Raw genomic sequence first — 14139 nt, 5'->3', positions numbered from 1 at the left:
TTTATCACCTCATATTACATTATACCAAATTAATCCTGGAAGAGAAAATACTGAAATATATATGAAAATAGTTGACATTAGTAACAAGGATGGTATACTAACTTTTAAATATTTGTGCTACAATAACAATATTTAAAAGGAGGATTTTCAGATGAATGAATCTTATGTATATTATCAAGGACAAATAGTTGATGAGAATCAAGTTAGTATAAGTATAAGATCAAAGGCTTTTAATTATGGGCTTGCCTGTTTCGAAGGAATTAGAGCTTATTGGGATGAAGAAAGTGAGCAGTTGTATGCTTTTAGACTTAGAGATCACTATGAAAGATTGCTGCAATCCTGCAAGGCTTTATATATAAATTTACCTTACACAGTAGATGACTTAATGGAAGCGACCATACAGCTGTTAAGAAAAAACAATTATAAAACTAATACCTATATAAGACCTATAGCATATAAAGGTGCTGATAAAATAGGACCGACATTATTTGACGATGATGATAGAATATTAATTTATTGTCAACCATTAGAAAGCTACACAGGAAAAAGTGCCTTAAAGGTTGCAGTAACTTCATGGAATAGGATTGAAGACAATATGCTTCCACCAAGAGTAAAAGCTACTGCGGCATATTTAAATTCAGGGTTAGCATCCCTTGAGGTATTGAGAAGAGGATATGATGAAGCAATTTTCCTAACAAAGAGCGGTCATGTTTGCGAAGGACCAGGAGAAAATATATTTATGGTTAGAAAAGGTAAACTAATAACTCCTCCCCCTTATGACAATATATTAGAAGGAATAACTAGGGATACTGTAATGCTCCTTGCAAAAAATGAATTAGGAATTGAAGTGGTTGAAAGAAGTATTGCTAGAACAGAACTTTACGCATCAGATGAATTGTTTTTTAGTGGAACAGCTATGGAAGTTACTCCCATTGTAGAGGTTGATGATAGAGTAGTAGGAAATGGTCATCCAGGTGAAGTATGGAGTAAAATTAAGGAACTATTTAATAACCTGACAGTAGCCAAGAATCCAAAGTATTCTTATTTTTGTACTCCTATATATGAAAAAAATGAATATGAATATATCTAAAATATAAAATCATGCAGTAGAAAATAAGTACTACGCATGATTTTTTTAGAACTCAATAATTTTCAAATTGTTCTTGACTTAAAGTGCACTTTAAATAGTACACTGATTTTGTTAGGAGGTGTTTTGGTGGGTATATTTGAAATTGGTAAAATATCAAAGCTTACTGGAATGAAAATAAATAAAATGATAAGATATGCTGAACTGAGGAAACAAGGAGATAGTACAGTTACTGAAAGAAAAGAAATTATGATTGAACATCTTGAATATATTGAAGAAAAATACGAGTATTGATGGAAAACAAAAAATATGTTCAAGAAAAGATAAGAATTTATAATGAGATGGAGGAAAAGGCAAATGGAACTATGAAATTTAACAATAAAATTCTTTTAGATATAATCTCTTGTAGATTATGTATAAACTAAAAAATGATTAAAGGTGGTTATTTAGTATGACAATTACCTCTGAGAAAGATTTAATATCTCTAAAAAAAATAGGCTTTATCGTTGCAGAGGCTAGAGAAGAAATGATCAAAGCCGTTAGAGCTGGAATTACAACAAAAGAACTGGACGCTGTTGGAGAAAAAGTTCTATCTTATTATGGAGCAAAATCTGCACCAAAATATGAATATGACTTTCCGGGAATTACATGTATAAGTGTCAATGATGAAGCTGCTCATGGAATACCTGGTTCTAGAATTATTGAAGAAGGGGATTCTGTTAATATAGATGTATCAGCATTATTAGATGGATATTATGCTGATACAGGTGCAACAGTATTGGTAGAGCCTGTACCATTAATAAAAAAAGAACTTTGTCAGTGCTCATTATTTGCACTAAACAAAGCTATAGATAAGGTAAAAGCAGGTATGAAAATAAATCAAATTGGTAGGACTATATTTAATGAAGCAAAGGAAAAAGGATTTACTGTAATAAGAGATTTAACTGGTCATGGAATAGGAAAAAGGCTCCATGAAAAGCCAGATTATATCTTCAATTATTTTGATGCTAAGGATAATCAGATATTAAATAATGGTCTCGTACTGGCAATAGAAACTTTTATCTCAACCTCTGCAGAGCACATTGTGGAAGATAAAAACGGCTGGACTCTTAAAACTCCGGATAAAAGTATAGTTGCGCAGTTTGAACATACTATTGTAGTTACTAAAGATAAGCCAATCATACTAACTGCTAAAAGAAATTTCTAGAAAAATCTATATCGATAGAGATTTTTGTTTAAAGTTACCTTGAATATCTTTTACGGGGGATACAGTTACGAATGCTTTTGGATCTAAAGTATTAACAATATTTTTAAGAGCTTTAAGCTGAACCTTTTGAACAACAACGTATATAAATTTTCTTGCAGTATGTGAGTAACAACCTTCTGCGTTTAATAAAGTTACTCCTCTTCCAAGATTAATTTCTATAGCTTCAATTATTTTTTCAGGATTTTCACAAATTATTATGCATTGTCTTGAAGAAGCTACTCCCTCTTGTACAGTATCTATTGTCTTTGATCTGATAAAACTCATAATAAGTGCGTACATTACAGATTTTGGACCAAGGGTTACAGCCACGAATATATATACAATCATATCTTGAATTAAAAGTATTTTAGAAAGCTCAAGAGCTTTGAACTTATTATTAATTATCTTACCAGAGATATCAAGCCCGCCAGTAGATGCTCCAGTCATAAAAAGCAATGCCATTGCTAAACCAGAGATAACTCCAGCAAATATAGTAGAAGTAAGAGAATCACCAAGTGGATTAAAAGAAAAATTAATATTCAAAAAATCTATTAAAAATGAAGAAGAAGCAACAACTAATAAGCTTTTTAATACAAAATTTCTGCCTAAAAAGTTATATCCAAATATAAATAAAGGTATATTTAATAGCAATGTGCATATTCCAATAGGAAAATTGAATAAAACATTTAAACCAAGTGAAATACCAGTTATGCCACCAGTTCCGATTTTATTAGGTACTAGAAATACAGAAACATAAAGTGAAAATAACAAGACACCAATAATTATAAAGCCAACTTCCCTTAATGTTTTTTTCATAAAAATGCTCCTTATTAAATATATTTTATTATACCGCCTTCATAGTAGCATAAATAATTTATTTCCACAAAGCTTATTTTCTTATGTTTAAGGATGTTTTGAAGCTAAAATTGCAAAATATATAATTTGATGGTGTTTTCGAGGCTATACATTGACTATTCTCTTAAAAGGTGCATCCTTGAAATTCACTGAATAAAATCTTGCAAAAACCACTAATTTTATCAGGAGGTAAGTTAATGTATCCCTTAAAATTTGAAAATATTTATTTTCAGAAAGTTTGGGGAGGAAGAAAATTTGAAAAAATTAGAGATAATCTTCCAGAGGGCAACATAGGAGAAAGTTGGGATATTTCTTGTCATGTTAATGGGAAAAGTAAAATTTGCAATGGTATTTATAAGGGGGAAACTTTAGAAAATCTAATAAGTTTAAAAGGGGAAAAAATATTAGGAACAAAAATGATAAAAGGAGCTTTCCCGCTTCTTATTAAATTAATTGATGCAGAAGACAAATTGTCTATTCAAGTGCACCCGAAAAATCAAGATGTAAAAGTAGAAGGGGAATCAGGAAAGACTGAACTATGGTATGTTATGTATGCAGAAAAGGAAGCAAAAATAATACTGGGCTTTAAATCAGGAGTAGAAAAGAAAGAAATTAAAGAAGCGATTGAAAAAGGTCAGCTAGAAAAGTTAATAAATGAAATACCAGTTTCAACAGGACAGGTATTTTATGTGAGAAGTGGACTTATTCATGCAATTGGAGAAGGAATTATTATAGCTGAGATACAGCAAAATAGTGATACAACCTTCAGAATTTATGATTATAATAGAGGAAGAGAACTAAATACGGGTAGAGCATTAGAGGTTTTAGATGTTAAACTAGAAGGTAAAGAAAGTAAAGGTATAAAGACTTTAAAAGATGGCTATGAAAAGACATATTTATGCTTATGTAATGAATTTTCAGTAGAATTGTATGAAGTAAAGACTTGTTTTAAAGAATATAGCGATATGGAGAGATTTTATATTTTTACATGCGTACAGGGGAATGGAAAAATCAATTATATTATAGAAAATAATTTAACTGAAAGTATGAATATAAAGCTTGGTGATAGCATTTTTATACCTGCTTACTTAGGTGAATATTCTTTTCAAGGTAATATGAAATTGTTGAAGAGTTATGTTCCGGATGTTGAAAAGGTTAGAAAAGAAATTCTAAATCATGTAGAAACATAATTAATTAGAGGGAGTCAAATTTTTTCTATGAAAAATGGAATAAAGTTGAGAACCCTCTTTAAATATATTATAATAGATAAGGCGATTCAGTAGATTAAATGGAGGAAGAAATACTATGATTAGCACAAGCAGAGTAAGTTTGAGATACGGAGATAGAAAATTATTTGAAGATGTAAATATTAAATTTACCCCAGGAAATTGCTACGGACTTATTGGGGCAAATGGAGCAGGAAAATCAACTTTTTTAAAAATATTATCTGGTGAAATTGAACCTAATACTGGAGAAGTTATAGTAGAAAAAGGCAAAAGACTTGCTGTTTTAAAACAGGATCATTTCCAGTTTGATGAATATGAGGTAATGGAGACAGTTATAAGAGGCCATGTGAGATTATATGAAATAATGCAAGAAAAGGAAGAGCTATACGCTAAAGAAGATTTTACAGAAGAAGATGGCATAAAAGCTGCAGAATTAGAAGGAGAGTTTGGAGAATTAAATGGTTGGGAAGCTGAGACAGAAGCAGCTATGCTTTTAACTGGACTTGGCATTCAAGAAGAATTGCATAGAAAGCTTATGAAGGACTTGACTGCTATGGAAAAGGTAAGAGTGTTACTTGCTCAAGCTTTATTTGGAAGACCTGATGTTTTGCTTCTAGACGAGCCAACAAACCACTTAGATATAAAATCTATTACATGGCTTGAAAACTTTCTGCTAGATTTTGAAAGCACAGTTATCGTAGTATCACATGATAGGCATTTCTTGAATAAAGTTTGTACACATATTGCAGATATCGATTTTGGAAAAATTCAGCTTTATGTTGGTAACTATGATTTCTGGTATGAGTCAAGTCAACTTGCTTTAGAACTGGCAAAAAATCAAAACAAGAAAAAAGAAGAAAAAATAAAGGATTTACAAACCTTTATAGCAAGATTTAGTTCTAATGCTTCAAAGGCTAAACAAGCAACAGCCAGAAAAAAACAGCTAGAAAAGCTTACATTAGAGGATATAAAGCCTTCAACAAGAAGATATCCATTTGTTGGCTTTAAACCTGATAGAGAAGCAGGTAAAGATTTATTATATGTAAAAGAAATTACTAAAGTACTTGATGGACAAAAGCAACTGAACAATGTCAGTTTCATGGTTAACAAAGGTGATAAAATCGCTTTTATTGGAGAAAATGAAACAGCTAAAACTGTTTTGTTTAAAATAATAATGGGAGAAATTGAACCTAACAGTGGAGAATATAAATGGGGGGTAACCACATCTCAATCTTATTTTCCAAAGGATAATTCTAACTTTTTTAATGATGTAGACCTAAACTTAGTGGATTGGCTTAGACAATTTTCTGAGGAAAAATCAGAAAGCTTCTTAAGAGGATTCCTTGGAAGAATGCTATTTTCAGGAGAGGAAGCATTGAAAAAAGTAAATGTCCTATCTGGAGGAGAAAAAGTAAGATGTATGCTTTCTAAAATGATGCTAAGCGGAGCAAATGTGTTAATTTTAGATGAACCTACTAACCATTTAGATCTAGAGTCAATTACAGCTTTAAACAATGGATTAATTAATTTCCCAGGGACAATTTTATTTACCTCTCATGATCATCAATTTGTTCAGACCGTTGCAAATAGAATTATAGAAATAACTGATGAAGGAATAATAGATAAACAAATGACATATGATGAGTATTTAGAGGATAAGGGTATTAAACAATAGGAATAGAACGAAAAATATATATAATAAGCTGCGGTTGAGAAATTTATTTTCTTAACCGCATTTTTCGACAGTTGATTTTTAAATTTAAACTTGTATAATGAAGGATGAAGTGCAAAATTGCATAATACTTCTTTGATTAATATTTATTATTAATGTGTTATACAATCTATTTTTAAATCACTATTAAAAAAACTGATTTATTTTAATATTGTGTCAATTCAATAATTTCTGTTGTAATATGGTATTATAATGTAGAATGGTGTTGAACTAAGTTTTTAAGTTTTTAAGAGTTTCTAATTTTTATAATTTCCCTTTGGCTAATATCATAAAATTAATACATGCAAGTTTATTAATTTTTTGTTAAAAAAACAGCATAAAAATTAATAAATATAAAGCAAAATTAGTTAAATTTATGATATTATATACCTATGGGTAAAATTATACCCCATGTAATTGTATACATGGGATTAAACAATTTGTTTTATGGGATAATAATTAAACTATGGGTGCACATTTGTTAATATAAAAATTTAAGTATTAACAATAATAATCATTATAAATCTGTTTTAAATTTATAAGGAGTATTAATGTCCTATAGATTGATTTTGCACGACAAAATATAATATGTGCATATTTAGATTAAAGATAGGAGGATTTATATGGAACTTTTAACTTTCAAAAGAGGAGTACATCCGCCTCATGGTAAATACCTTACTGAAAATAAAGCTATTGAAGACTTGTCTCCTAATCAACTCTTAGTTTATCCAATGGCTCAACACATCGGTGCACCTGCTGAATGTTTAGTTAAAAAGGGCGACAGAGTTTTAGTTGGACAAAAAATTGGTCAGGCCAGTGGTTTTATTTCTGCTAATATTCATAGCAGTGTTTCAGGAACAGTAAAAGATGTTAAACCAGTTTTAACAGCTGGAGGAACAAAATCATTAGCAGTAATAGTAGAAAATGATGGACAGTATGAAGAAATCGAAATGCCAAAGCCAAAGCCTTACACAGAAATGTCAAAGGAAGAAATTGCAGCTATTGTAAAAGAAGCAGGGGTAGTTGGTATGGGTGGAGCTACTTTCCCAACAAATGTTAAGCTTACACCAGCACCAGATAAAAAAATTGACGCAATAATCCTAAATGGAGCAGAATGCGAACCTTATTTAACTTGTGACCACAGACTTATGCTTGAAGAAACAAACATGATAGTCGAAGGTCTACAAATAATTCTTCATATGTTCCCAGAAGCAAAGGGATATATAGGAATTGAAGATAATAAGAAAGACGCTATTCAAAAACTAAAAGAAGCAACAAAGGATATCCCTAATATAGAAGTAAAAGCATTAAAAACAAAATATCCTCAAGGTGCTGAAAAACAATTGATTTATTCAGTTATGAAAAGGGAAGTACCTTCAGGAAAGCTACCAGCAGATGTTGGATGCATTGTTCAAAACGTTAACACAGTAAGAGAAATTTATAATGCAGTTGTAAATGGAAGACCTACAATTTCTAGAGTTGTTACAGTAACTGGTGAAGCTGTAAAAGAACCAAAGAACTTTAGGGTGAGATTAGGTATGTCTTATAAAGAATTAGTTGATGCTTGTGGAGGATTTAAAGAAGATCCAGTTAAAATAATTTCAGGTGGTCCAATGATGGGTATGGCAATTTCTACATTAGATGTACCAGTTATTAAAGGATCTTCAGGAATATTATGCTTAACTGCAAAACAAGCAGTACTACCAGAAGAATCAAGCTGTATTAGATGTGGTAAATGCGTTGAAGCGTGCCCAATGTTCTTAGTTCCATCAGCAATTGATTCACTTGGAAGAAGAAAAGAATATGAAGCATTTGAAGAAGAACATGGAATGGATTGTATAGAATGTGGTTCTTGTACATTCGTATGTCCTGCAAAAAGACACTTAATTCAATCAATAAGAACTTCAAAGAAAACAGTTCTTGCAAATAAGAGAAAAAAGTAAATAAGGAGTGAATAACAATGGCTGAAATGTTTACAGTATCATCATCTCCTCATATTCGTGACAATAATTCTGTTCAATCAATTATGAGAGATGTTATTATTGCTTTATTACCAGCTACTGCAGCGGGAATATATTTCTTCGGAATGCCAGCAGTTTTAGTAATTCTTACAGCAGTTATTGCATGTGTTGCTTCAGAATGGGCATGGTGTAAGATTACTAAAGGAGCAAATACAACTAAAGATTTAAGCGCAGTTGTAACAGGAATATTATTAGCATTTAACGTACCACCATCATTACCTTTATGGATGGTAGTAGTAGGTTCAGTATTTACAATGATAGTTGTAAAAGCATTATTTGGAGGAATTGGGCAAAATATAGTTAACCCTGCATTAGCAGGAAGAGCATTTTTGCTTGCTTCTTATCCAGTTGCAATGACTACTTGGACTACTCCAGGTGTAGATGCCGCATCATCTGCAACTCCTCTTGCTATATTGAAGGGAGTTGAAGCAGGTGGAGCTCAATTACCAAGTCTTGGACAAGCATTTATTGGACAAGTAGGTGGATGTATTGGGGAAACTTCTGCATTAGCATTATTAATTGGATTTGCTTATCTTCTATATAGAAGAATAATTACTTGGCATATACCAGTAGTATATATTGGTACAGTTTTAGTATTAGGAATGATTTCAGGAAGAAGTGCACTTGGTGGAATATTTGAAATAATGGCCGGTGGATTAATGCTTGGAGCAATATTCATGGCTACAGATTATACAACTTCACCTATGAATAAAAAAGGACAAATTGTTTTTGCATTAGGTTGTGGTATTTTAACAATGGTTATTCGTCAATTTGGTGGATATCCAGAAGGTGTATCCTATTCAATTCTTATAATGAATTTATTTGTACCTCTAATAGATAAATTTGTAAAACAAAGAGTATTTGGAACTGGGGAGGTGAAGTAGATGGAAAACCAAACTTCTAATAAAGAGATAATAGCTTTAGGTATAAGACTATTAATAATAACTGCAATTGCTGCTCTTATTTTAGGTTGGGCGCATAAAATTACTCTTGATCCAATAAAACAACAAAATATCAAAACAAACAACGAAGCAATGAAAGAAGTTTTACCATCTGCAGAAAGCTTTCAAAAGATAGCATCAAAAACCCCTGAAGCTGGAGAAAAATTAGAACTTGAGTTAAAAGCTGACAGTGCAGTTTCAGAAGTAAATAAAGCAGTAAAGGGAAGCGACACAGTTGGATATACAGTTAAGATATCAACTAAAGGTTATGGTGGTCTAATTGAAATGGTGGTTGGAATTTCTAAAGAAGGAAAAGTTGAAGGAATAAAAATTCTTAACCATAGCGAAACTCCAGGTCTTGGAGCAAAAGCACCTGAACCAGAATTCTCAGGTCAATTTAAAGGTAAACCAACAGACAAACCTTTAGTGGTTGTAAAAACCGCTCCATCAGGAGATAACCAAATTCAAGCAATCACAGGATCTACTATAACTTCTAATGCGGTAACAAAAGGTGTTAATGATGCAGTAGACTTCTTTAAGACTGAACTAAAAGGAGGTCAAAAATAATGAATGTTGCATTTGAAAGAATAAAAAATGGTATTTTTAACGAAAACGTAATATTTGTTCAGGTTCTTGCTATGTGTCCAACACTAGCAGTAACCTCTAGTGCTCAAAATGGTATAGGAATGGGACTTGCTTCCACAGTAGTTCTTATAGGAGCAAACTTAGTTATATCATTATTAAGAAATGTAATACCAGATAAAGTGCGTATACCTGCTTTTATAGTTGTTATTGCCGGCTTTGTTACACTACTTCAATTTTTGCTTGCAGGTTTCGTTCCAGCTTTAAATAAATCACTTGGTATATTTATACCACTTATAGTTGTTAACTGCGTTATTTTAGGACGTGCTGAAGCATATGCTTCAAAGAATGGCCCAATATCTTCTATTTTTGATGGACTTGGACAAGGTCTTGGATTTACTGTAGCCTTAGGAATTATAGGTATGGTAAGAGAATTACTAGGAACAGGAAAAGTATTTGGAGCTCAACTTGTGCCAAAGGCAGTTGACCCAGCACTTATATTCATTCTTGCTCCAGGAGCTTTCATTACTCTAGGAATAATGATGGCTATAATGAATCAGAGAAAACTTAAAAAAAGTTCAAAATAGAAGATAGGAAAGAAGGGTGAATAGATAATGAAAATTTTTACATTGATAATTTCTGCTTTGTTAGTACAAAACATGGTATTATCTAGGTTCCTTGGTATCTGTGCTTTCCTTGGAGTTTCTAAGAAGATTGAGACAGCTAAAGGAATGGGTGCAGCAGTTACCTTTGTTATGGGACTTGCATCATTAATATCATATATAGTATATAGTTTTATACTTGTGCCATTACACATTGAATATATGTATACAATAGCATTTATTTTAGTTATTGCTGCACTAGTTCAATTCGTTGAAATGGTTCTTAAAAAGACAATGCCAGACCTATACAAAGCTCTAGGAATTTACTTGCCACTTATTACTACAAACTGTGCTATCCTTGGTGCAGTTATCATAAACATGAATGAAAAATTTAATTTGTTTGAGTCATTAGTATTCGGTATTGTTTCTGGTCTTGGATGGATGCTTGCAATTATTATACTTGCAGGACTTAGAGAAAGAATGGAAGCAAACGATAAAATGCCAGAAGCAGTAAAAGGATTACCAGCTTCATTAATCACAGCAGGATTAATGGCTATAGCATTCCTTGGCTTCTCAGGCCTAGTATAAGGAGGAAATTCAAATGACTGATATATTATATCCTGTACTTAGCTTAGGTGGTCTTGGACTTTTATTCGGGTTAGTTTTAGGTTTTGCATCTAAAAAATTCGCAGTACCAGTTGATCCTAAAGTGCCTCTAATTAGAGAATGCCTTCCAGGAGCAAATTGTGGTGGATGTGGATTTGCAGGATGTGATGCTTATGCTGAAGCAGTAGCAAGTGGTGCAGCTGCACCAAACTGTTGTCCAATTGGAGGAGCACCTGTAGCTGCAAAAATTGGTGAAGTTTTAGGTGTTACTGTTGATAGCTCTGAGCCTAAAGTTGCTTATGTAAAATGCCAAGGTACTTGCGAAAAAGCTAAAGACAAGTATGAATATTATGGATTAAAGGATTGTCAAGAAGCAATGAACGTTCCAGGAACAGGAGCTAAGGCTTGTGAATTTGGATGTTTAGGATATGGAAGCTGTGTTAAAGCATGTGCTTTCAATGCTATTGACATAGTAGATGGAATTGCAAAAGTTAATAAAGAAAACTGTGTTGCTTGTGGTGCATGTGTAAAAGCTTGTCCTAAATCTATTATTGAATTAGTACCAGAGAAACAAAAGGTATTTGTAACTTGTAACTCTAAGGCTAAAGGACTTGATGTTAAAAATGTATGTTCTGTTGGATGTATTGCTTGTAGCTTATGTGTAAAAGCGTGTCCAAAGGAAGCAATCACTATGGTAAACAATCTTTCTGTTATTGATTACAGTAAGTGTGTAAATTGTGGACTTTGCGAACAAAAATGTCCAACTAAGGCAATTCTTAATTTTAGACAACCTGTAAAACCAAAGGTTCAAGTTGAAGAAGCAAAATAATTAATATTAACGAAGGTTCTCAATTTTGTTTAATTAACAAAATTGAGAGCCTTTTTTAATATTTAATATTTATTCTTTAATATTTTATATTTATTAATTTTTATTGTAGTACAGTATCAAATTTGATATAATTTTGTCGGTGGGTTTATTTACTAGATTTAAGTGTATGGATTTTGGGAGTTGGTTAAATGGTTTTTTCTGAAAAGAAGCATAATATTAAATTTATAGGTATATTTATTCTATTAACATTATTGGGGATTATGGGAAATTATCTTGAAATTAAGTTATTAAAAGGTCTTGACTTTATTTTTGGAAGTATTTTTGTATTACTAATATCATATTTTTATGGACTAAGATGGTCTTTTTTTGCTTCACTAATTGTAAGTAGTTATACATATTACTTATGGAATCATCCTTTTGGAGTTATTTTATATACATTAGAAATAGTATTTATTGCAGTTATTCAAAAGAGAAAGATAGGAAATATCATTTTATTAGATAGTGTTTTTTGGATTTTAATTGGCATGCCATTAACTATATTAATTTATAATAAAGTGTTAAATTTAAATACATATGATTCATATATTATAGCTTTAAATAAGGGCGTAAATGGAATATTGAACGTATTTTTAGCGAACCTGTTACTCATGTTTATAAAAATAAGAAATTATTATGCAAACAATAAAAGAAGTATTACTTTACCATTGAATCAAATTTTATTTACATTGTTCTTAGGTACAGTAATTATGTCAGATTTGTTTATAAGTATTTATAATAATGGTTTAGATAATGAAAGACTTAGGAGTTTAAGCATTATTTTGATTTCCATAATAAGCACTTTATTAATAGCTACATTATTTTCAAAGGTAATAACTTATCCAATAAGAAAGCTAGCCAAGGAAACAACACGTTTACCATCAAAAATCTTAAATGAAGATTCTATAGAATGGCCTAGAAGTATAATTAAAGAGATCGATACCTTAATAATGAATTTTAAATCTACTTCTAAAATTTTAAAAGAAAACTTTAAGGAAATTCAGAATGCTAATGATGAACTAGAATACCTAGCAAATCATGACTTTCTTACAAGACTTCCAAATAGGTTTAAGTTTAATAGAGAATTAAATGATGCCTTATTAAAATCTGAGGAAGACGGATCAGAGCTAGCGGTTCTATTCTTAGATTTAGACAGATTTAAGCTTATTAATGATACTTTTGGACATGATATTGGAGATAAATTATTATTAGAGATTTCAAATAGATTAGTAAGTATTTTAAGAAAAGATGATGTTGTATGCCGAATAGGAGGAGATGAGTTTAATATTCTTCTTTCTAATATTAAAAATAGAGAACAGGTTTCAAAAATGGCAGAAGCTATAGTGAATCTATTTAAAGAAACTTACATAATAGATGGACAAGAATTTAGTATAAGTACTAGTATAGGGATTGCAATTTCTATATTTGATGGAAAAGATTTAGACTTGTTACTTAAAAAGGCCGATATTGCAATGTATAAGGCCAAAGAGAAGGGAAAAAATAATTTCCTATTCTATCAAAAAGAAATGAATATGCATTCTGTTGAAAGATTTAAACTGGAAAATAGATTAAGAAAAGCTTTAGAACAGGAAGAATTTATATTGTATTATCAGCCAAGAGTAGATGCTAATTCTGATAAAATAATTGCAGTAGAGGCACTTATTCGATGGAATAATCCTGAGTTAGGAATGGTTTCACCTGCTGAATTTATTCCGCTGGCAGAGGAATCTGGTCTTATAGTTCCTATTGGAGAGTGGGTACTTAGAACAGCTTGCATGCAAAACAAACAATGGCAAGATGCAGGACATAAACCTATTAGAGTGTCAGTTAACTTATCTGCTATGCAGTTTATCCAACAAGATTTAGTGGACAAAATTGGAGCTATTTTAGATGAGAGTGGATTATCATCTGAGTGGCTAGAATTAGAAATAACTGAAGGTATAATTATAAAAGATTTAAAAGGCACTATGGAAACTCTTGGAAAATTAAAAGAGATGGGTGTTCATGTATCCTTAGATGATTTTGGAACAGGATTTTCATCATTAAATTATTTGAAAAACTTTAAGATTGATACGCTGAAAATAGATGCTTCCTTTGTAAGAGATATTAGTGATGATAAAAAAAATACAGCAATTGTTAATACTATTATTATGTTAGGAAAAAATCTTGACTTAAATGTTACAGCAGAAGGAGTTGAAACAGAAACTCAATTAGAGTTTTTAAAGAACAAAGGTTGTAATGAAATTCAAGGATTCTTATATAGTAAACCAGTGCCACCGGAAGAATGTGAAAAGCTAATTTATGGTGAGAAAATTTTATTTGCTATGTAAAGTCTCTAATACACAGATAATAGATGGTATTTACAATAAATTTATTGTATATTAAACTGTTAATAAA

General features: G+C 31.2%; 13 protein-coding genes. 12 read left to right on the top strand and 1 reads right to left on the bottom strand.

Features of this window, described 5'->3' with window-relative positions; all coding sequences use genetic code 11:
• Window positions 1–151 precede the first annotated feature (151 nt).
• The 3 genes from CLHOM_RS00665 to map all read left to right on the top strand — a co-directional run bounded on the left by CLHOM_RS00665 (window position 152) and on the right by map (window position 2294).
• Window positions 152–1090, top strand: coding sequence for a branched-chain amino acid transaminase (locus CLHOM_RS00665; protein WP_052219745.1), 939 nt, complete (start codon window positions 152–154; stop codon window positions 1088–1090).
• A 126-nt stretch (window positions 1091–1216) separates the two neighbouring features.
• A complete protein-coding gene (locus CLHOM_RS18250) occupies window positions 1217–1381 on the top strand; it encodes a MerR family transcriptional regulator (protein ID WP_161803185.1) in 165 nt (54 codons plus the stop codon).
• A 157-nt stretch (window positions 1382–1538) separates the two neighbouring features.
• The gene (map, locus tag CLHOM_RS00660) at window positions 1539–2294 is read left to right on the top strand and encodes a type I methionyl aminopeptidase (protein ID WP_052219744.1); all 756 of its coding nucleotides are present in this window, start codon (window positions 1539–1541) and stop codon (window positions 2292–2294) included.
• Window positions 2295–2300: 6 nt separating this feature from the next.
• On the opposite strand, the gene CLHOM_RS00655 is transcribed toward map, so the two are convergent.
• On the bottom strand, window positions 2301–3149 hold the full coding sequence (locus tag CLHOM_RS00655; RefSeq protein WP_052219743.1) for a YitT family protein: 849 nt from the start codon (window positions 3147–3149) through the stop codon (window positions 2301–2303).
• A gap of 236 nt (window positions 3150–3385) precedes the next feature.
• Between CLHOM_RS00655 and CLHOM_RS00650 the strand changes: the two genes are divergently transcribed.
• From CLHOM_RS00650 to CLHOM_RS00610, 9 genes are all read left to right on the top strand, one after another.
• Window positions 3386–4378, top strand: a complete 993-nt coding sequence (locus tag CLHOM_RS00650; protein ID WP_052219742.1) for a type I phosphomannose isomerase catalytic subunit — start codon at window positions 3386–3388, stop codon at window positions 4376–4378.
• Window positions 4379–4493: 115 nt separating this feature from the next.
• Entirely contained in the window at window positions 4494–6089 is a 1596-nt protein-coding gene (locus CLHOM_RS00645) for an ABC-F family ATP-binding cassette domain-containing protein (RefSeq protein WP_052219741.1), read from the top strand.
• 659 nt (window positions 6090–6748) lie between these two features.
• A complete protein-coding gene (rsxC, locus tag CLHOM_RS00640) occupies window positions 6749–8068 on the top strand; it encodes an electron transport complex subunit RsxC (RefSeq protein WP_052219740.1) in 1320 nt (439 codons plus the stop codon).
• A gap of 17 nt (window positions 8069–8085) precedes the next feature.
• Window positions 8086–9030 carry an RnfABCDGE type electron transport complex subunit D gene (locus CLHOM_RS00635; RefSeq protein WP_052219739.1) on the top strand — a complete coding sequence of 315 codons (945 nt, stop codon included), beginning with the start codon at window positions 8086–8088 and terminating at the stop codon, window positions 9028–9030.
• On the top strand, window positions 9031–9654 hold the full coding sequence (locus CLHOM_RS00630) for an RnfABCDGE type electron transport complex subunit G (protein WP_052219738.1): 624 nt from the start codon (window positions 9031–9033) through the stop codon (window positions 9652–9654). It begins immediately after the preceding gene.
• On the top strand, window positions 9654–10256 hold the full coding sequence (locus CLHOM_RS00625) for an RnfABCDGE type electron transport complex subunit E (RefSeq protein ID WP_052219737.1): 603 nt from the start codon (window positions 9654–9656) through the stop codon (window positions 10254–10256). Before CLHOM_RS00630 ends, CLHOM_RS00625 begins: the two co-directional genes overlap by 1 nt.
• A gap of 27 nt (window positions 10257–10283) precedes the next feature.
• Window positions 10284–10859, top strand: a complete 576-nt coding sequence (locus CLHOM_RS00620) for an electron transport complex protein RnfA (RefSeq protein WP_052219736.1) — start codon at window positions 10284–10286, stop codon at window positions 10857–10859.
• A gap of 13 nt (window positions 10860–10872) precedes the next feature.
• A complete protein-coding gene (rnfB, locus tag CLHOM_RS00615) occupies window positions 10873–11706 on the top strand; it encodes an RnfABCDGE type electron transport complex subunit B (RefSeq protein ID WP_052219735.1) in 834 nt (277 codons plus the stop codon).
• A gap of 188 nt (window positions 11707–11894) precedes the next feature.
• Complete coding sequence (locus tag CLHOM_RS00610) at window positions 11895–14072, top strand: putative bifunctional diguanylate cyclase/phosphodiesterase (RefSeq protein WP_052219734.1); 2178 nt, start codon at window positions 11895–11897, stop codon at window positions 14070–14072.
• Window positions 14073–14139 lie beyond the last annotated feature (67 nt).

Origin of the sequence: Clostridium homopropionicum DSM 5847 (assembly GCF_001263795.1) — a bacterium.
GTDB classification, from domain to species: domain Bacteria; phylum Bacillota; class Clostridia; order Clostridiales; family Clostridiaceae; genus Clostridium_H; species Clostridium_H homopropionicum.
The sequence above is the reverse complement of the archived record's forward strand: the minus strand, read 5'-3'. Positions and strand labels throughout refer to the sequence as shown.